The organism is Aquimarina sp. MMG016 (assembly GCF_018100805.1).
Lineage (GTDB): Bacteria > Bacteroidota > Bacteroidia > Flavobacteriales > Flavobacteriaceae > Aquimarina.
In genome coordinates this window covers 154,773-173,499 of record NZ_JAGJEA010000003.1, presented here as the reverse complement: position 1 = coordinate 173,499, position 18,727 = coordinate 154,773, and the positions used below count along the sequence as shown (strand labels likewise).

Sequence of the window (18,727 nt, the reverse complement as noted above, 5' to 3'; positions counted from 1 at the left end):
ACTCACAATGAAAAATCTTACAATTACTCTTATGTTTTTGGCATGTATCTCTATTGTCAAAAGTCAAACACCATGTACCAATGGTACTGCAGGATCTTACCCCTGTGATAATTACGATTTGATGTCTCGAATTTCTCTTTCTACTATGAGTGCCGGTGCCGGCAATGATAGTTGGGGCTGGACAGATCCACAAAGTGGAAAAGAATATGCATTGATTGGTCTTAATAACGGAACAGCATTTATAGATATTTCTAATCCTACTAACCCTGTTTATCTTGGCAAATTGCCTACTGCTACCAGCAATAGTTCCTGGAGAGATTTAAAAGTATATAATAATCATGTTTTTATTGTTAGTGAAGCTTCTGGACATGGGATGCAGGTTTTTGATCTTACTAGATTACGAAATGTATCTAATCCTCCTCAGACTTTTGCTGCTGATACTCGATACACAGAATTTGGTAATGCTCATAACATCGTAATCAATGAAGATACGGGATACGCTTATGTAGTTGGAGCCCAAAGAAATTCAGGTCCTTATAGAGGAGGTCCTCTTTTTATTAACATTCAGGATCCTAAAAACCCTCAAAATGCTGGTGGGTTTTTATCCGGCGGGCAGCGTGCATATACACATGATGCACAAGTGGTTACTTATAATGGACCAGATAATGACTACAGCGGACGAGAAATCCTTATAGGAAGTAATGAAATAGAGGTTGTAATAGCAGATATTACTAATAAATCAAATCCTGTTACCATATCTACTATTAAGTACTCTGATATAGGTTATACACATCAAGGATGGTTTACAGAAGATCAAAGATATTTTATACTGGGTGATGAAACTGATGAGCAAGGTGTAGGATTCAATACACGTACTATAATTTTTGATTTTCAAGATTTGGATAACCCACAACAGCATATGATTTACAATGGCCCTACCGCTGCAATAGATCATAACGGATATGTAAAAGGGAATAAATTTTATTTAGCTAATTATCGAGCAGGAATTAGAGTAATTGATATTTCTAATATTGCTAGTAAAAATATTACTGAAATAGGTTCATTTGACACCTATCCTTCTAGTAATGGGGCTGCTTTTAATGGGGTATGGAATGTATATCCCTATTTTAATAGTGGTAATATAGTGATTAGCGATATCGAAGGAGGCTTTTTTTTAGTTAGAGAAAGCACACCAGCGGTATGTAATGCTACTGTACCAACTTCGGTTTCATCTTCTAATGTTCAGGCAACTTCTGCAACTGTGAGTTGGAACAGTGTTGCTAATGCAACCTATGATGTGAGATATAGAGCGGTTGGTTCATCATCTTGGATAACAAATGGCTCTTCTTCAACTTCTGCAAATCTTTCTGGTTTAACACCATCTACACAATATGAAGCTCAGGTAAGAAGCAAATGTTCAGACGGAAGTACATCACAATATAGTGGTTCAATAACATTTACAACAACTACTATACAGATAACATATTGTAGTTCTAATGGAAATGATGTTTCTGACGAATATATAAGTAATGTATCACTTGGTTCTATAAATAATAATTCAGGAGCATCAAGTGGAGGATATATAGACTATACTTCAATATCAACTGATCTTCCTATAGATGATACGCACACCATAACAATAACGCCAACCTGGACAGGTACAACCTATAGTGAAGGATACAGTGTATGGATAGATTTTAATCGTGACGGAGATTTTACGGATTCTGGCGAGCAAGTATGGACACAAAGTGCAACGCAAACTACTCCGGTCAGTGGTAGTTTTACAATTCCGACATCAACAACAGAGGGATCGACCAGAATGCGCGTTTCTATGAAATATAATGCAATCCCAACATCTTGTGAGTCCTTTAGATATGGAGAAGTGGAGGATTACACGGTTAATATCATCGGTGGCGGTGGTAATCCTAATCCTGGAGGGTGTACAACAGGTATTTCATCTTTTCCGTATAATGAAGGTTTTGAAAATACCTTAGGAGACTGGATTCAGTCCACAACGGATGATATCGATTGGTCAACAGACGCAAATGGGACTCCATCTAGAAATACAGGGCCATCAAGTGCAACTCAGGGAACATATTATTTATATGTTGAAGCTTCAGGAAACGGTACAGGGTACCCTAATAAACAAGCGATAATAAACTCGCCATGTTTTGATTTAAGCGGAAAGACATCTGCTACGTTTTCTTTTTCATATCATATGTTTGGGGCATCTAGTATGGGTAGCATAGCGCTTGAAGCAAGCACAGATGAAGGAACATCCTGGACAAGTTTATGGAGTCAAACAGGTAATCAAGGAAATTCCTGGAATCCTATTAGTATTAACCTTTCCGCATATCTTGGAGGGGGTGTACAGCTTAGGTTTAATAGAATTACAGGTTCTACTTGGCAAGCCGATATTGCAATAGATGATATTGGGTTGACAACCAGTGGTACATCTAGAGTTTCCTCTATAGATAATAAATTAAATGATATTATTATATATCCTAATCCAATTCAGGGTCCTATTCTTAATGTTACTATGAAAAACAAAGAGAATTCTACCTATGAGATTACTAGTATTACAGGACAATTAGTAGGTAAAGGAAACGTTATAAATACAATAGATGTTTCTAATCTGAGATCTGGAATTTATTTTATACAAATAGCAACGGATCAACAGATTTATTCTAGACGTTTTGTAAAAAAATAAAATACAAAAATGAAATATTATAAATGCTTGCTCTTAATTAATGTCTTAAGTGTTACACTACTATGTTTAATCTCTTGTAGTAGTGATAACACTTCCCAATTACCACCAGTAAGTCCTCCTTCAATTGATGGATTTGATGGAGAGGTAGATTGGATAAAAACATTTGGAGGAAGTAATGAAGACAATGCCCTATCGGTAGTAGAAGCCGCCGATGGGGATTATATTATTGCCGGATATACTCAAAGTCTCGATGGAGATATAACTGATAAGACTGCCACAGATAGCGATTTTTGGGTACTTAAGCTTACAAAAGAAGGCGAAATAGTCTGGAGTAAAACCTATGGAGGTACTGGTGATGATAGAGCAGAAAAGATCATATTAACTTCAGATGGAGGCTATGCTTTGGTAGGATATAGTCGTAGTGCTGATGAAGATGTAAGTGTTAATGAGGGATTACAGGATTATTGGATTGTTAAACTTAATTCAGTCGGGGAAATACAGTGGGAAAAGAGTTTTGGTTTTCCTGGAATTGATCGTGCTTTTTCTGTAGTTCAAACTACTGATGAAGGTTTTTTTGTTACGGGCTTTTTGGATGTAACGGCCAGTAATGGGGAAGGAAATGATCCTATTGCTAAAAGTAACATCTCAAAACACGGAGTTGGAGAGTTTTGGGGTATTAAATTAGACGCCCTTGGAGAGATGGAGTGGAGACATTATTTTGGGGGTACCAATAATGACCGTAGTTATGATGTATTACAAACTGAAGATAAAGGATTCTTAATGATTGGCTCTTCAGAAAGCATTGACTTTGATATTACAGATAGTAAAGGAAGTTATGACTTCTGGGCAGTAAAAGTAAATGCAGAAGGCACCTTACTGTGGCAAAAATCTTTTGGAGGTTCTGAGATAGATGTAGGTTACGCCCTAGCTGCGACAGGCGATGGCAAATATATTATCATTGGAGATTCTAGAAGTGCAGATGGTAATGTTTCGGGAGCACGAGGAAATGCAGATCTTTGGATGATACAAATAGATGGTAATGGCAATTTGCTTTGGGAAAAATCTATAGGAGGAACTGCATTTGATACAGGACGAAGCATTTACAAAACACAAAGTGGAAATTTTGCGATTACTGGAAACTCGCGTAGTAGTGATGGAGATATAGCAATCAACATAGGACAAAGTGATCTTCTAAACGTAATTGTTAATAGTAATGGAGATATTCTTTGGAAATCTACATTAGGAGGAAGTGCAGCAGAATTTGGTGAAGGTTGTATGGAAACAACGGACAAAAAGATCATTGTGGTAGGGAATTCAGAAAGTAGTGATTTTAATATACCAACTAACAAAGGATCAAAAGATTTAATAATTGTAAAGTATAAATAACAAAAATGAAAAAAATCATATTAATTATAGCGGCTTTTTTAATAGTATTATCATGTAAAAATGATGATAATAATAATGGAGGAAGTGATAACATTGAAAAATTTGGAACGCTTACACTTGATTTTAGTAACACTATTGAAGATAAAACAATTGATTTAGAAAGAGGATCATATACTAATGGAAGCAATGAAACTTATGCTATAGCAGAACTAAAATATATCATTAGTAATATTGTTTTGATTACATCTACAGGAGAAGAGTTTAAATATCCTGTTGCGGATAGTTATTTTTTAATTAATGAAGCTGAAGAAAGTAGTAAAGAAATTTCTTTGACTGATATTCCTGAAGAAGAGTATACCAAGATTAGATTTGGTTTTGGGGTAGATCAATCAAAATATCCAATTGAGTCAGGAACGGCTAATTTTATTCCAACTGCAGAAGAAAACGGAATGTTATGGGCTTGGGCGGCAGGATATAAATTCCTTAAATTTGAAGGGACTTATAATACTATTGGTAGTACGACATCTAATGATTTTATACTTCATGTAGGTAGCCATGGGGCTAATTTAGATAATTATAAAGAAATGACAATAAATCTGCCAAGTGTTTTATCTATAAAGGAGATGACTACTCCTAATGTTAGTATAAATGCAGATATTGCAAAAATATTTGATAGTATAAATACGCATTCTTTAGAGGTAAAAAGTGATGTACAGGTAGATCCGGTTAATGCGCCGATCATTGCAGAGAATGTAAGTACAATGTTTAGTATTACCAATGTATCAAATTAGATAATATAATATTGAAATTTTTATCATACATAGTAATCTTCCTTTTCGGAACCGCTTGTAGTTCTGAAAAGGATGACTATGTCCCAGTAACTCTAGAAAATCCTAAATTAGAATTTACAGTTCCTGCTAATTTTCCCGAGCCTAGTTATAACGTTTCATTAAATCCCCCAACCGAAAAAGGTTTTGAACTGGGGAAAAAATTATTTTATGAAGGTCGTTTGGCTTCAGATGGAGTAGTGTCCTGTGGTTTTTGTCATATTCAGGATTTTGCTTTTACCCATCACACGCACATTGTGAGTCACGGTGTAGATGGAGCATTAGGAACCCGTAATGCTCAGCCTTTACATAATATGGCTTTTATGAAGGAATTTACCTGGGATGGAGCTGCTATTCATTTAGATCTGCAGCCTATTATACCCATTACTGCAGAAGTAGAAATGAATGAAAGTTTCAGCAGTATCATTAAAAAATTAGAAGAACGACCTGAATATGTAAAGCTGTTTTCTGAAGCGTTTGAGAATCAAAAAATCAATTCTGAAAATATCCTTAAAGCACTTTCTCAATTTATGATTATGATGGTTTCGGCAGATTCTAAGTATGATAAAATTGAGAGAAATGAAGGTTCTGTATTTACCGAGCAGGAAGCTGCAGGTTTTGAACTTTTTAAATCTAAATGTGCTTCGTGTCACGCAGGAACATTATTTACAGATCAGTCGTATCGTAATAATGGTTTGTCTGTTGATCCTCAATATAATGACTTAGGTAGAAAGCGAGTTACCGGATTGGATGAAGATTTACATAAATTCAAAGTTCCAAGTTTACGAAATATTGAACTTACATTTCCTTATATGCATGATGGTAGACTTAAAACTTTGAATGATGTTTTAGATCATTATAGTAATGGAATGGTAGATTCTCCAACATTGGATCCAGTTTTCAAAAACACGGATACTTCCTTAGGAATTTTGATGACTGATCTGGAAAAAGAACAAATCATAGCCTTCCTAAAGACCTTGACAGATGATAATTTTGTAGCAGATAGTCGCTTTTCAGAGTTTTAATCTAAAATTACCTCCAATCCCATTGTATTAAGTGCCAAGTGACTCCATCGGCTTCATAAATAAGTAAATCTTTAAAGCCGACAGCATAATGAGCTTGTAATGAACGTAAATTATCAGCCGCTACTTCTGTAATGAGTAATTGGTATTTATCTTTTAACTCATCTCGCATTTTATAATATAACCCTCTAAAAATTCCTTGTTTACGATAGTTTTTATCTACACATACTTGTCCCATTACAATATAGGAAATAGCTGGACCAAGTTGATTATCAATTTTTTTAAACATTGGTTTTAGAACTTCGATATCATTTTTAAATTCTTTTATCATACTTAAAGTATAACCAACTATATTATTTCCTGCTTTAGCAATAATATGAGGTTCCAGATCATTCATTTTTTTTAGAATGTCAAAATCGTGTTGTACAGTAACAAAACCTTCTTTTTCTTTTTCTTTTTTTGAAATTGCAGTAGGAAGATTATTTTTTTGAAGTTCAATAATTTGCCTTAACTCATTATCAGTTAAGGCAGTTGTGTATTTTATATTATTCTTTAACATACTCTAAAATATCTGAGGGTTGACAATCTAAAGCTTTGCAGATCGCTTCTAGAGTTGAAAAACGTATTGCTTTTGCTTTTCCGGATTTAAGTATAGAAAGATTGGCTGTTGTTATACCGATTTTTTCCGCTAGATCTTTACTTTTCATTTTTCGTTTAGCTAACATTACATCAAGATTTACTACAATTGGCATAATTATATAGTTAATTCGTTTTCAGTTTGAATTTCAACACCTCGTTTGAAGATAAATGCGATAATAAAGATAATTCCAGCCATAAAAAGGAATTCTGAGCTTCCCCAATCTAAATCAAAAATAACTCCTTTTTTTAAGAGCCAGTCACTATATCGTGTTGCAAAATGAGCTAATAAACCTGTACATAATGAAATGTAACTAACGCTAGAAATTAAATTAGCTATAACTATAGTAAATGGTTCGTCGAAATCAATCTTTTTGAAAATTTTGATAACTAAGTAAAATAGATAAGCTTTCATTGCTAATATTGAAACTATTAATGATAAAAGGATCATATAATACTTCATGGAAAAATCATAGAGGTTTGATAAATCCAAATCTAAGTATAGATTTTCTGCAGCATTTTGATCCACAAAAAGACTTATGGCGCTTGAAAAAAGTATGACCCCTAGCTTAATACATAAACCAATGAATATAATCCAGGATATTATTTTCATTAAACTTAAAACTTGTTTCGTTTTCATAATTATTATTGTTTTACGATAACAAATATACAAAAATTACTGTTTTTCAATAATTTTTTATCAAAAAAGAATATTTTATGCTATTTTTCAAATTCAATATTGCTAGTGCATTAGTACCATTTTATCGTATTTTAGCAGTATGGAAGGCCTCCCAAAAAAACTTCAAAAAAAACTTCTGGATAGAGAAGAAAGTAATGCATTACGAAAGCTTCCGAAACAAACTGATTTGGTAGATTTCTCATCAAATGATTATTTGGGTTTTGCCGTCGAAAAGAAGCTTTTTGATAAAGCACATCAGATATTGGTAGAAAAAGAAATACATCAAAACGGTGCTACTGGATCTAGATTATTATCAGGAAACCATCAATTGTATATTGAAACCGAAGCGATGTTGACGAAGTTTCATAATGCAGAGAGCGCATTGATTTTTAATTCAGGATATGATGCCAATATAGGTTTCTTTTCATCAGTTCCTCAGCGTGGGGATATCATATTTTACGATGAATTTATACATGCATCTATTCGAGATGGAATCCAGATGAGTAATGCAAAGTCGTATAAGTTTGCTCACAACGATATAGAAGAATTGAAAACTAAATTACTATCACTTCGATCGGAGTCGAAAAGTCAACAGGAAGTGTTCGTTGTTACTGAATCTGTTTTCTCTATGGATGGTGATTCTCCAGACCTAAAGACATTTGTTGATTTTTGTAATGAATATAAGTGTTATTTAATTGTGGATGAAGCTCATGCTACCGGAGTATTTGGAGATAAAGGAGTTGGTTTATTACAGGAATTAAGACTAGAAGATGAGGTTTTTGCACGGATTAATACTTTTGGTAAAGCTCTAGGATCCCATGGTGCGGTGATTTTTGGGTCAAAAGATTTAAAAAGTTACCTGGTTAATTTTGCAAGAAGCTTTATCTATACTACAGGATTACCGCCACATACTTTGGCGACAATACAATCGATGTATACTGAACTTAAAACCACATCCGAAATTGAAAAACTTCAGGGTAATATTCAATTTTTTAAGCAAAAGCTAAAAACAGTAAATCTAAAACCTCTCTTCATAGATAGCAATTCTGCAATCCACTGTTGTGTAATTCGCGGTAACGAAAATGTAAAATCAATAGCTGCCGAAATTAAGAACAAAGACTTTGATGTAAAGCCCATTCTCTCACCTACTGTTCCTTTAGGAAAAGAACGACTACGCTTTTGCTTACATAGTTATAATTCAGATGAAGAAATAGCAGAAGTTTTAGAGTTGTTAGCTACCTTTGTTTCGAAATAAAAAAGGAAGTCATGTCTAGCAAAGTCGAGACACAATCAAAAAAAATATTTATCACAGGAATAGGAACCGATGTTGGTAAAACTATAGCTTCTGCCATTGTCACTGAAGCATTACAAGCTGATTACTTTAAACCAGTTCAAGCTGGGGATTTAGAGTATTCTGATACCGATAAGGTAAAAGAATTAGTATCGAATTCTACATCAAAATTTCATAGCAATAGCTATGCATTACAAACGCCAATGAGTCCTCATGCGGCTGCCGATATTGATGAGGTTACTATTGATTTAAAAAATATAAAGTTACCCAAAACTAAGAATGATATAGTGATCGAAGGAGCAGGCGGATTACTTGTTCCATTAAATGATACTCAGACTATAGTTGATATTATTAGGCCTGAATATAAAGTGGTGGTAGTTTCCAGGCATTATCTAGGGAGTATTAATCATACTTTGATGACCTTGCAGATTTTACAAGAAAAAGGATTCAGCCCTTCTTTGATTTTTAGTGGAGAAGAACATAAAACTACAGAAGATATTATCGTAAAAATGTCAGGATGTAATGTGATCGGAAGAATTGATAATGAGCCCTATTTTGATAATATGGTAGTTAAGGAATATGCAGAATTATTTAAAGAGAAATTAGAGCAAATTTAGTTTGTCATTCTGGTGTAAGCTGGAATCTAAAAACTTCTCGTTTTAATGAGAATGATATAAATATGACTTTACAAGAGAGAGATAAAAAACACCTTTGGCATCCGTTAACTCAGCATAAAATTCATCCTGAAGCTTTGCCCATAGTTAAAGCAAAAGGCGCATTATTGTATGATGAAAACGGAAAGGAATATATTGACGGAATAGCATCTTGGTATACAGCAATGTATGGGCACTGTAATGATTTTGTTTTGCAAAGAGCACAGGAACAGATGCAGCAATTGGATCAGATAGTGTTTTCAGGGTTTACGCACAAACCGGCCATTGAATTATCAGAGAAGTTAATAGATATTTTACCGGACAATCAGCAAAAAATCTTTTTCTCTGATAATGGTTCTACGGCTAATGAGGTAGGAATTAAAATGGCACTGCAGTATCATTTTAATAAAGGCGAAAAAAGAAATACGATTATTGCTTTCGAAGATGGATTTCACGGAGATACCTTTGGTGCGATGTCAGCTTCGGGATTATCGGTATATAATGGCCCTTTTGAAGATTTCTTTATTGACGTGCAACGTATTCCAACTCCAAATAAAGAGAATTTTGAGTATGTAATGAAAGAGTTGTTCGAGATCATTACGACTTATGATGTTGCAGCTTTTATATATGAGCCTTTAGTGCAAGGTGCCAATGCTATGCATATGTTTGAAGCTGAATATTTGGATCAAATTCTCCAAGTATGCCAAGGGAATGATATTATTACTATTGCCGATGAGGTAATGACAGGTTTTGGAAAAACTGGAAAGAATTTTGCTTCTGAATATATAGAAACAAAACCTGATATTATTTCAATGTCTAAAGCCTTAACTGCAGGATTTGTTCCTATGGCTATCACCAGCTGTACGCAAGAAATTTATGATGCTTTCTTAGATGACTCTGTGGGCAAAGCTTTTTTTCATGCACACACCTATTCTGCAAATCCAATTGCCTGTGCCGTTGCTATTGCAGGAATAGAATTGTTACAATCCAAAGAGATTCAGGAAAATATTCAGAGAATCATAACATCACATCAAGGTTTTAATACTAAAATTAAAGATCACCCTAAAGTAAAAACTACTCGACAAAAAGGAATTATCTATGCTTTAGATCTTAATGTCGAAATGGATCGTTACGGTAAAAAAAGATACGAGATTTTTAATCATTTTATGCAAAAAGGTATTTTTCTAAGACCACTGGGCAATACTATCTATATCCTTGCTCCTTATGTGGTTACAGAAGACCAATTAAATCAAGTTTATGATTCTATTTTGGATTTATTAGATACTTTTTAAAGAGGTTAACTTGCTTTTGATTTCCTCTAGTTGTGTTTTAAACATTTCATGGTTATCAATATAAAAAGCAAGTTGTTTAAATGACTTTTTCATTCCATAAAGTCCTGTAAACGTGTTTTCTTGTTTTAGTGTAATTATAACATTATGGTTTTCCAGATTTCCAAGAGGAGATAGTTTTCTGGTTTCAGCATTAAGTTCTAGATCTTTTGAAGAAAGTTCAATAGATTCAATATTTTTAATAGGAATAGTGGCTTCACTCAGAATTCCGTATCGCAAATACAAGATATTATCTTCAATATAAATTGGTCTTTTGGTAAGTGATTTCAAAAAACCAAGAATCTGAATCCCCGAATACACACTCAATCCGGTAATAATCCAGGCTGCTATAGTGTTCCATTTAAGAAGTAAAATGTGTAATACATATGTTTCGATTCCAATAATTCCAATTAATCCAATCAATAACCCTACGGATCCGCTGTTTCTGTGATAGGTAAATTCATTTTTAGCTATAGTTCTCTTTTTCCAATATACAAATCCATAGTAAAAAACCGCTAATTCCATGGCGAGAAGAATAGCTATTTGTTTAGGTAAAATCTCATTACAAGTTTCTTTTAGAGCTGAAAAGAAATCTGGTTTCAGTTTAGTATGTTGTTTTAATCTTAATAAAGACTTTCTCACTTTATAAATCACAAAAGTAACTACTCCCAATTCCAAGATGGGAAACACCCAATTTTTAGCCCAATCAAGTATGGATTGGTGTTCCTTTGGTATGATATAAGATGCGATAACAATTCCTAAAACAAAGAAAGGAACTATTGTCGTTTTAGGAATGTTCTTTTTTCTGATCAATAATAAATATACTATTGGTATTGTAAAAAGTAGGTCAATTGTTATTGCAATCGATAAAGTATTGGGATTGGCAGAAAATAATTTTGATTTAGTAATCAAAACCATAGATACGATTAGTAGTACTGGTACCCCAAATACTAATATATTACTATTAGTTTTCGATAGTGTTTTCATTTTGCTCATATCCTAATAAATCTATTTGTTCATCAGTCTCTTTAATAATCACATACATTTCAGAATACGTCCATTCATCATTTTGTTTCGTTCCTACAACATAAACTTTGGCTTCGCCATCAGGACCCTTGATAGGTATAGAGATATTAGCATTACCAGTACTATTTTTCATAGAAATTTTTCCTTGCATAATGCCATTGGTCTCAATAGGCTCTCCAAGTATTTCGATTACATAATCATCTTGTTGGGCTTTTGCTAAAGCATCTTGATAAGGATCAGAACCAGAAATAAGACTAGTAACTCCAAATATTACAGATCCTAAAAAAACAAAGAACAAAATGATCAAGGTTAGACATCCTCCTACAGGAACTACCCACGGCCAGTTTCTACTAAACCAACTTTTTTGTTTTATCTGATGCTCCATAATATGATTGATTAAGGTTTACTAACTTATAAGTATAAAATACGTTTGTTAAGTTACATTTTTATAGGAATAAGATGATATAAAAATGTTAATTACTATTGAACTACATTGCGTAAACCAGTACATTTGCCAAAATTTATAGCATTGGTATCACCCATATCCATTACCGGCATTTCGTCAATATCTCCTTTAGGAATTACCGAAGAAGAAATATGGAAAGCTTATAAAAGCTTGGAGCATAATATTTCTTTTGAAGAGTTTGAGACAGAAAAGACACCTGTTGCAAATCTTTCTGCTCCTGGTAAGAAAATAATTGAAAAACTAAAATCAAGTAATGCTCATTATCAAAATTTAGATGATTCTGTATTATTTAGCATATATGCAGCTAGAAATGCGGTTAAAAGTGCTGGTTGGCAAGGAAATCATAATTTTGGGGTGAATATAGGTTCCTCTCGTGGAGCGACCAGTCTTTTTGAGAAGTATCATAAAGAATTTCTGGAAAACGGAAAATCTTCAACTCTAAGTTCGCCAACAACCACTTTAGGAAATATCTCTTCTTGGGTAGCTCATGATTTGCAGACGGAGGGTCCTGAAATTAGCCATTCAATTACTTGTTCTACTGCTTTGCATGCATTGCTCAATGGAGTTGCCTGGTTGCAGTCAGGTTTAGCGGATCGTTTTTTGGTTGGCGGAAGCGAAGCTCCTTTGACACCATTTACAATTGCTCAAATGAAAGCCCTAAAGATTTATGCTTCTGGAGAAGATTCAATATATCCTTGTCAAGCATTGAATTTGGAGAAAAATAGAAATTCAATGTTTCTTGGTGAAGGTGCTGGGGTTATTTGTCTCGAAAACGGAATAAAAGACAATGCTTTGGCTTTGGTAAAAGGAATAGGGTATGCTACAGAACCTTTAAAACATAATATATCAATATCTACTGACGCTGATTGTTTCCAAAAGTCTATGAAAATGGCTTTAGGAAATACAAAACCAGAAGATGTAGACGCCATAGTATTACATGCTCCTGGAACAATAAAAGGAGATTTGGCAGAATACAATGCAATAAAAGCGGTTTTTGAGGATCAGATGCCGGCATTGACTACAAACAAATGGAAGATAGGACATACCTTTGGAGCAAGTGGAATTCTTAGCTTGGAGCTTGCACTTCTGATGCTGAAATATCAAGAATTTATTTCAGTTCCTTTTGTTGAGCATAATGATATTCCTAAGAAATTGAACAAAATTATAGTGAATGCAGTAGGTTTTGGAGGCAATGCAGTTAGTGTCTTACTAGAAAGACCAATTCACAATTAACTTTATTTGTTATTAAAAACATAGAATTAGATGTTTCTTAGTTGTGTTATTTGACGGGAAACAATTATTTTTGAGAATTCACATTTCAACAATATGAGCGATATTAGACACGATTGGACAAAGCAAGAAATTCTTGATATCTATAATAAACCGATGATGGATTTGCTATATGAAGCAGCAACTATTCATCGTCAATATCATGACCCGAATACGGTTCAGGTTTCTACATTACTATCTATTAAAACAGGAGGATGTCCTGAGGATTGTGGATACTGTCCACAGGCAGCGAGATATCACACCGACATAGAAGGTAATGATCTGATGAGCGTGCAGCAAGTCAAGGCTCAGGCATTACGTGCCAAAGCTTCGGGAAGCTCTAGAGTTTGTATGGGTGCGGCTTGGCGTAATGTGAAAGACGGTGAAGAATTTGATAATGTGTTGGAAATGGTTAGAACCATTAACAAATTAGAAATGGAAGTTTGTTGTACTTTGGGAATGATTACAGAGAATCAAGCACAGCGATTAGCTGAAGCAGGATTATATGCATATAATCATAATTTAGATACATCAGAAGAATATTATAAAGAAGTAATTTCTACTCGTGGATATGAAGATCGTTTACAAACAATCGATAATGTTCGTAAAACAAATGTAACAGTTTGTAGTGGTGGAATTATTGGTATGGGAGAAGAAGCAGAAGACCGTGCCGGAATGTTAGTGGCATTGTCAACTCTAGATCCACAACCTGAATCTGTTCCTATTAATGCTTTGGTTGCTGTTGATGGAACACCTATGGAAGACCAAAAACCAGTAGAGATTTGGGAAATGATTAGAATGGTAGCTACAACTAGAATTGTTATGCCACAAACGCAAGTTCGATTATCAGCTGGAAGGACGGAAATGAGTAGAGAAGGACAAGCAATGTGTTTCTTTGCAGGAGCAAATTCAATTTTTGCTGGAGACAAACTGCTGACGACTCCTAACCCGGATGTGAATGAGGATATGAAAATGTTTGAAATGTTAGGGCTTAACCCTCAAAAACCATTTGTCAAAAAGGCACAGCCGGAAACAGTAGAGGCACAGGATTCTAAACACGTTCCATTGGGAGAAAAACCAAAATGGTCTCGCCCTGATCATACTATTGAAAGAAATGAATCTGCTAAACAAAAAGCTAAAGAAGCCGTTTTAAAAAAACAGTAATAAAACACCTGGCATTATCTTTGGGAAATAAATAGTTTTAAAATTAATGCAGAGTTTGTGGGATTGAATTTGGAGCAAATACCTAGGGTAGAAACAATTACAAAGGAAGAGTTTATAAAAAACTATTTTTCTAAGCAAAAACCTGTGGTCATAGAAAGGCTAATAGAGGATTGGCCTGCCTTTGATAAATGGAATCTTGATTATATCAATGAATTGGCAGGAGAAAAAGAGGTTCCTCTATTTGATGATCGACCTATAAACTCTGAATTTAAGTTTAATGAGCCTCATACTAGCATGAAAATGAGTGAGTATATAGACTTGCTCAAAACCAAGCCAACAAACTATCGTATTTTTCTATATAATTTACTTAAAGAAGTTCCTAGACTTCAAGGGGATTTTAAATACCCACAGATAGGATTGAAGTTTTTAAAAAAAATGCCTTTTTTATTTTTTGGTGGTGGCGGTTCCAAAGTGTTTATGCATTATGATATTGATCTTGCCAATATATTTCATTTTCATTTCCATGGAGAAAAACAATGTATCTTATTTCCACCTTCAGAGACTAAATATTTATATAAAGTTCCTCATGCATTAATTGCTCATCAGAATATTGATTTTGCTAATCCAGATCTGGAAAAATGGCCAGCTTTAAAAAAAGCAAAAGGGTATATTACTCATCTTAACCACGGAGAAACTTTATATATGCCAGAAGGATATTGGCACCATATGACATATTTGACTCCAGGGTTTTCTATGAGTATTCGATCAGTTCCAAAAAAATTCAGCAATTTTATCGAAGCTACCTATAATGTCTTTTTCATGCGCCATTTTGATAATTTAATGCGAAAAAGAAAAGGTCAAAAGTGGATGGAGTATAAAAACAAAAAGGCTATTAGTAGAACTAATAAAAAGAATAGTTTATAATTTTGTCTTGTTGCCTTTTGAATAACATGTAGGCCTATACTGCTACCTTCTTAATTTTCTTTTGAACAAATCAAATAAAAGATGATAAATGGAATTTGTAAATCTTATTTTATTGATTAGTGTTTCTCAAGGATTTGTTTTTGGCTTTGCAATCCTTTTTTCTCCTTTTTTTAAAAGTACTATTAACAAGTATTTAGGTTACTCTATACTAATTTTGACGGGATTGTTACTCAATGTATATTTAGACTACGTGGGAGTATTTGAAAAGTATACTAAAATCAAGGTTTTATATGATATTGAATGGATATTTTTATTTCCAGTTTTTTTCTTCCTTTATATTATAAAATCAATTAATCATGATTTAGGAGAAAGCAAAAAGTTACATTGGTTATACTTGCCCTTCCTGTTTTCTGTAGTTATTAATGTGATTTTTAATCTGGAGCAAGTTTATCAATGGTTTTCTTTCTCATGGGAGTATAAGGAGTTAGTGTATGAGTGGATTTTTGGTGTTCAGGAGTTTGCATATTATACATACAATTTTTTACTGACTATCTGGGCTTATATAATTCTGAAAAAAGGAAAATATAAATACTATCCCAATATTTTGTGGTTAAAAAGGTTGTGTATTTGGATATTTTTCTTAGCAACATCTTGGATTATAATAGATATTGTTGATATGATTTTTGATATTGGTTATGAAATCGGTATATCCATTATATGTATAAGTGCATCAGTATTTATTTTCTGGGTGGTGTATTATGGAATTTACACCTTAAAACTTACTAATGATCAGAAAAATAGTATCAGAAATGTTAAAAATGGTTCTTTACTCTTAGATGATAAAGAGCTTTCTGCTAAGAAACAATATAACGAACCAATAGATCAATACACCTCATTTTCCGAGGATAATAGATATTTTCAAAAATTAGAAGTTCTACTAAAAAAAGACTGTATCTATCGTGACCCACATTTGAGTCAAGAAACGATTGCTAAAATATTGAATATAAGCTCTGGTTATCTATCACAAATTGTAAATGATATTACAAAAAAAAATTTCACAGCTTATATCAATTCATACCGAATCAAAGATGTTAAGAGTATGATTCTTAATACAGAATATGATAAGTACAGCTTACTTGCGATTGGGTTAGAAGCTGGTTTCAAGTCTAAAACAACATTCTATACCTCATTTAAAAAAGAGACTGGCCTAACTCCAAGTCAGTTTAAAAGTAAACATAAATAAGTTCGGATTTCTTAACTCTTAATAAAACCGAACATCGTTTCCTTTTGCTCACCCTAGTTTTGATGCAACCATTTACTTTTTTATTGGTCAATGATAATAATTCTTAAAACAAACAAAGTTATGAGTTCACACGAGTATAATGAAACAGCGATAATTAAAAATCTGAAACGATATTTTTTATTCTTTTTGATAGGTTTTTTCATGGCCTGCCAATCAGACGATGATCAACCATCATTAGAACCTTCTATACATGGCTTTTGGTTAGCTGCTGATAAAGGGTATATAATAGAATTTACTGATGGTAAAAATGTGGTGTACAACATAAATAGTGTAGGGTGTTCCGTTTTGGATGATGATTTTAAGCCGGAAGATTTTTTAAACTTACAATTAGATTTAGTAAGCCCTAATGAATTAATAGGTAGTTCTGAATTAATGGCTGCAGATGTTAAGTTTGTTAGATTACCAAATCAGAATGAATTTTGCCTATCAGATCAAATTTCTACGACAGATGATCCAAAGGTTAATTTTGATCATTTTTGGAATATTTTTAATGATTATTATGTTTTTTTTGAAACTAGAAATGTGGATTGGTCACAATATAAGAACTTAAGAGATCAGGTCACAACAGAGAATTTTTACGATACACTGGAAGAGTTAGTTCTTCTTTTAGAGGATGGGCATGTAGGTATTAGTGATGAAGCTAACGGTATCGAAATTAGTTCAGAATTACCTAGTTTATTAGCACGATTAAATTCAGATCTAAGCGGAGATCTAATTATTGAATCCGGAGAGGATTATGACAAGCTTTATAATCAGCGAATACAAACTGTTGTGTCTAAGTACTTAGGAGGTAATTTCGAAATTGATGAAAGTGAAAATATAGCTTGGGGGTTGGTCAATAATGATATTGGATATGTAAATATTTTCGGTATGGCAGGATATGGTTCTAATTTTAAGGATGAGCTTACAGCATTAAATGCCGTATTAGATAGGGTGATGACCGATATTAAGATCTCTGAAGTATCTAAACTAATATTAGATATTAGATTTAATGGAGGGGGGTTGGATATGGTATCTGTTGATATTGCCTCTAGGTTTATGGATCAACAACGTATTGGATTTTCTAAAAAAGCTAGATTGGGAGATGGATTTACAGAAAGTACAACAATATCTGTAACTCCCAAAGGTGATTTTCAATTCACAGGCGATATTGTATTACTAACGAGTCCGATTACCGCTAGTGCTGCCGAGATTTTTACACTATGCCTTAAAGACCTGTCTTACGTAACAATAGTAGGAGAAAATACAAATGGTGCTTTTTCTGATATTCTTGAACATGTATTGCCAAATGGAGCATCAGTAGGATTATCAAATGAAGTATATAGTGATGCGCAGGGGGTGGTTTACGAAACAATAGGTGTTGGTCCCAATGAAGAAAACAGAATACCATTATTTTCTAATAGTGATTATATCGAAGAAAAAGATAGCGGAATTGAAAGAGCAATAGAATTATTGAGTAATAATAATTAAAGATTTAATTGTTCAAATAGGTCTTTAACTTTTTCAAAAACTAATTGGTTTTCCCACCCTCTGTAGAGGAGGTAATCAGTTAGTTTTTTTCGTTTTTTATAAGGATTAGTTTCAGTGATAGAAGCAAACTTTTTCTCTGCCAGTTCGTGAAAGGTTTGTAGATAATTTTGTTCAGATATTTCTTTTAATGCTGTTTTGATATTGTATTCGGAGATTTGTCTGTATTTAAGCTCTCTAACGATACGTTGCTTCCCCCATTTTTTTATCCTGAATTTTCCTCGGGCAAAACTCTTTGCAAAACGCTCTTCATTAATAAAATTATGTTCTAGAAGGTGTAAGATTATCTTTTCTTTAGCCTCTGGTATTAGTTTCATATAACTTAACTTATCCATAATGTCTTTATGACAACGTTCCTGGTATGCGCAATAGCGCTCCATTTTTTTGGTAGCTTCTGTGACTGTAATAGATTGCTGAAGTTTTGAATACATTGAGGTAAAGATACAAAGCCATTCGTGAATTTTGTAAAGCTTTTTTGGAATACGCTCCTCAAATTACAATCAATTATATTTGTTA

At 33.5% G+C, this 18,727-nt stretch carries 18 protein-coding genes; 12 read left to right on the top strand and 6 right to left on the bottom strand.

What is annotated here, in order from left to right; translation table 11 throughout:
- Positions 1–7 precede the first annotated feature (7 nt).
- Genes J8M14_RS23365 through J8M14_RS07080 form a run of 4 tightly spaced genes read left to right on the top strand, consistent with a single transcriptional unit; the run spans position 8 to position 5,948 of the window.
- Positions 8–2,710 carry a choice-of-anchor B family protein gene (locus J8M14_RS23365; protein ID WP_348772828.1) on the top strand — a complete coding sequence of 901 codons (2,703 nt, stop codon included), beginning with the start codon at positions 8–10 and terminating at the stop codon, positions 2,708–2,710.
- Between the two features lie 9 nt (positions 2,711–2,719).
- Positions 2,720–4,096: a hypothetical protein gene (locus J8M14_RS07090; RefSeq protein WP_211073901.1), complete on the top strand. Its 1,377-nt coding sequence runs from the start codon at positions 2,720–2,722 to the stop codon at positions 4,094–4,096.
- Between the two features lie 5 nt (positions 4,097–4,101).
- The gene (locus J8M14_RS07085) at positions 4,102–4,887 is read left to right on the top strand and encodes an MbnP family protein (protein ID WP_211073900.1); all 786 of its coding nucleotides are present in this window, start codon (positions 4,102–4,104) and stop codon (positions 4,885–4,887) included.
- A gap of 11 nt (positions 4,888–4,898) precedes the next feature.
- Positions 4,899–5,948 carry a cytochrome c peroxidase gene (locus J8M14_RS07080; protein ID WP_247672575.1) on the top strand — a complete coding sequence of 350 codons (1,050 nt, stop codon included), beginning with the start codon at positions 4,899–4,901 and terminating at the stop codon, positions 5,946–5,948.
- A gap of 7 nt (positions 5,949–5,955) precedes the next feature.
- On the opposite strand, the gene J8M14_RS07075 is transcribed toward J8M14_RS07080, so the two are convergent.
- The 3 genes from J8M14_RS07075 to J8M14_RS07065 are packed head-to-tail and all read right to left on the bottom strand — an operon-like array spanning position 5,956 to position 7,221.
- Positions 5,956–6,504 carry a GNAT family N-acetyltransferase gene (locus J8M14_RS07075; protein WP_211073899.1) on the bottom strand — a complete coding sequence of 183 codons (549 nt, stop codon included), beginning with the start codon at positions 6,502–6,504 and terminating at the stop codon, positions 5,956–5,958.
- Positions 6,491–6,697, bottom strand: a complete 207-nt coding sequence (locus J8M14_RS07070; protein ID WP_211073898.1) for a helix-turn-helix transcriptional regulator — start codon at positions 6,695–6,697, stop codon at positions 6,491–6,493. Before J8M14_RS07070 ends, J8M14_RS07075 begins: the two co-directional genes overlap by 14 nt.
- Positions 6,698–6,699: 2 nt before the next feature.
- Positions 6,700–7,221 (bottom strand): DUF2975 domain-containing protein, encoded by a 522-nt coding sequence (locus tag J8M14_RS07065; protein ID WP_211073897.1) that lies wholly within the window; start codon positions 7,219–7,221, stop codon positions 6,700–6,702.
- Between the two features lie 139 nt (positions 7,222–7,360).
- On the opposite strand from J8M14_RS07065, the gene J8M14_RS07060 reads away from it, so the two are divergent.
- The 3 genes from J8M14_RS07060 to bioA all read left to right on the top strand — a co-directional run bounded on the left by J8M14_RS07060 (position 7,361) and on the right by bioA (position 10,496).
- On the top strand, positions 7,361–8,515 hold the full coding sequence (locus J8M14_RS07060) for a pyridoxal phosphate-dependent aminotransferase family protein (RefSeq protein WP_211073896.1): 1,155 nt from the start codon (positions 7,361–7,363) through the stop codon (positions 8,513–8,515).
- Between the two features lie 11 nt (positions 8,516–8,526).
- The gene (bioD, locus tag J8M14_RS07055; RefSeq protein WP_211073895.1) at positions 8,527–9,168 is read left to right on the top strand and encodes a dethiobiotin synthase; all 642 of its coding nucleotides are present in this window, start codon (positions 8,527–8,529) and stop codon (positions 9,166–9,168) included.
- Between the two features lie 62 nt (positions 9,169–9,230).
- Complete coding sequence (gene bioA, locus J8M14_RS07050; RefSeq protein ID WP_211073894.1) at positions 9,231–10,496, top strand: adenosylmethionine--8-amino-7-oxononanoate transaminase; 1,266 nt, start codon at positions 9,231–9,233, stop codon at positions 10,494–10,496.
- Here the strand turns inward: bioA and J8M14_RS07045 are convergent.
- Complete coding sequence (locus tag J8M14_RS07045; protein ID WP_247672574.1) at positions 10,482–11,519, bottom strand: hypothetical protein; 1,038 nt, start codon at positions 11,517–11,519, stop codon at positions 10,482–10,484. The genes bioA and J8M14_RS07045 overlap by 15 nt on opposite strands.
- Complete coding sequence (locus J8M14_RS07040; RefSeq protein WP_211073892.1) at positions 11,497–11,943, bottom strand: cytochrome c oxidase assembly factor Coa1 family protein; 447 nt, start codon at positions 11,941–11,943, stop codon at positions 11,497–11,499. The genes J8M14_RS07045 and J8M14_RS07040 overlap by 23 nt, the downstream gene beginning before the upstream one ends.
- 144 nt (positions 11,944–12,087) lie before the next feature.
- Between J8M14_RS07040 and J8M14_RS07035 the strand changes: the two genes are divergently transcribed.
- The 5 genes from J8M14_RS07035 (at position 12,088) to J8M14_RS07015 (ending at position 18,154) form a co-directional block, all read left to right on the top strand.
- Complete coding sequence (locus tag J8M14_RS07035) at positions 12,088–13,257, top strand: beta-ketoacyl synthase N-terminal-like domain-containing protein (protein ID WP_211074265.1); 1,170 nt, start codon at positions 12,088–12,090, stop codon at positions 13,255–13,257.
- 93 nt (positions 13,258–13,350) lie between these two features.
- On the top strand, positions 13,351–14,457 hold the full coding sequence (gene bioB, locus J8M14_RS07030; RefSeq protein ID WP_211073891.1) for a biotin synthase BioB: 1,107 nt from the start codon (positions 13,351–13,353) through the stop codon (positions 14,455–14,457).
- A gap of 57 nt (positions 14,458–14,514) precedes the next feature.
- Entirely contained in the window at positions 14,515–15,381 is an 867-nt protein-coding gene (locus J8M14_RS07025; RefSeq protein ID WP_211073890.1) for a cupin-like domain-containing protein, read from the top strand.
- 88 nt (positions 15,382–15,469) lie between these two features.
- Positions 15,470–16,624 (top strand): helix-turn-helix domain-containing protein, encoded by a 1,155-nt coding sequence (locus J8M14_RS07020; RefSeq protein ID WP_211073889.1) that lies wholly within the window; start codon positions 15,470–15,472, stop codon positions 16,622–16,624.
- A 120-nt stretch (positions 16,625–16,744) separates the two neighbouring features.
- Positions 16,745–18,154 (top strand): S41 family peptidase, encoded by a 1,410-nt coding sequence (locus J8M14_RS07015; protein WP_211073888.1) that lies wholly within the window; start codon positions 16,745–16,747, stop codon positions 18,152–18,154.
- Here the strand turns inward: J8M14_RS07015 and J8M14_RS07010 are convergent.
- Positions 18,151–18,642: a regulatory protein RecX gene (locus tag J8M14_RS07010; protein ID WP_211073887.1), complete on the bottom strand. Its 492-nt coding sequence runs from the start codon at positions 18,640–18,642 to the stop codon at positions 18,151–18,153. The genes J8M14_RS07015 and J8M14_RS07010 overlap by 4 nt on opposite strands.
- Between the last annotated feature and the right edge of the window lie 85 nt (positions 18,643–18,727).

Excerpts from the sequence above, each read along its gene's own strand:
- bioA (WP_211073894.1), top strand. The coding sequence starts at position 9,231 with ATGACTTTACAAGAGAGAGATAAAAAACACCTTTGGCATCCGTTAACT.
- J8M14_RS07010 (WP_211073887.1), bottom strand. The coding sequence starts at position 18,642 with ATGTATTCAAAACTTCAGCAATCTATTACAGTCACAGAAGCTACCAAA.
- J8M14_RS23365 (WP_348772828.1), top strand. The coding sequence starts at position 8 with ATGAAAAATCTTACAATTACTCTTATGTTTTTGGCATGTATCTCTATT.
- J8M14_RS07070 (WP_211073898.1), bottom strand. The coding sequence starts at position 6,697 with ATGCCAATTGTAGTAAATCTTGATGTAATGTTAGCTAAACGAAAAATG.
- J8M14_RS07075 (WP_211073899.1), bottom strand. The coding sequence starts at position 6,504 with ATGTTAAAGAATAATATAAAATACACAACTGCCTTAACTGATAATGAG.
- J8M14_RS07065 (WP_211073897.1), bottom strand. The coding sequence starts at position 7,221 with ATGAAAACGAAACAAGTTTTAAGTTTAATGAAAATAATATCCTGGATT.
- bioB (WP_211073891.1), top strand. The coding sequence starts at position 13,351 with ATGAGCGATATTAGACACGATTGGACAAAGCAAGAAATTCTTGATATC.
- J8M14_RS07060 (WP_211073896.1), top strand. The coding sequence starts at position 7,361 with ATGGAAGGCCTCCCAAAAAAACTTCAAAAAAAACTTCTGGATAGAGAA.
- J8M14_RS07085 (WP_211073900.1), top strand. The coding sequence starts at position 4,102 with ATGAAAAAAATCATATTAATTATAGCGGCTTTTTTAATAGTATTATCA.
- J8M14_RS07015 (WP_211073888.1), top strand. The coding sequence starts at position 16,745 with ATGAGTTCACACGAGTATAATGAAACAGCGATAATTAAAAATCTGAAA.
- J8M14_RS07045 (WP_247672574.1), bottom strand. The coding sequence starts at position 11,519 with ATGAAAACACTATCGAAAACTAATAGTAATATATTAGTATTTGGGGTA.
- J8M14_RS07040 (WP_211073892.1), bottom strand. The coding sequence starts at position 11,943 with ATGGAGCATCAGATAAAACAAAAAAGTTGGTTTAGTAGAAACTGGCCG.
- J8M14_RS07090 (WP_211073901.1), top strand. The coding sequence starts at position 2,720 with ATGAAATATTATAAATGCTTGCTCTTAATTAATGTCTTAAGTGTTACA.
- bioD (WP_211073895.1), top strand. The coding sequence starts at position 8,527 with ATGTCTAGCAAAGTCGAGACACAATCAAAAAAAATATTTATCACAGGA.
- J8M14_RS07020 (WP_211073889.1), top strand. The coding sequence starts at position 15,470 with ATGGAATTTGTAAATCTTATTTTATTGATTAGTGTTTCTCAAGGATTT.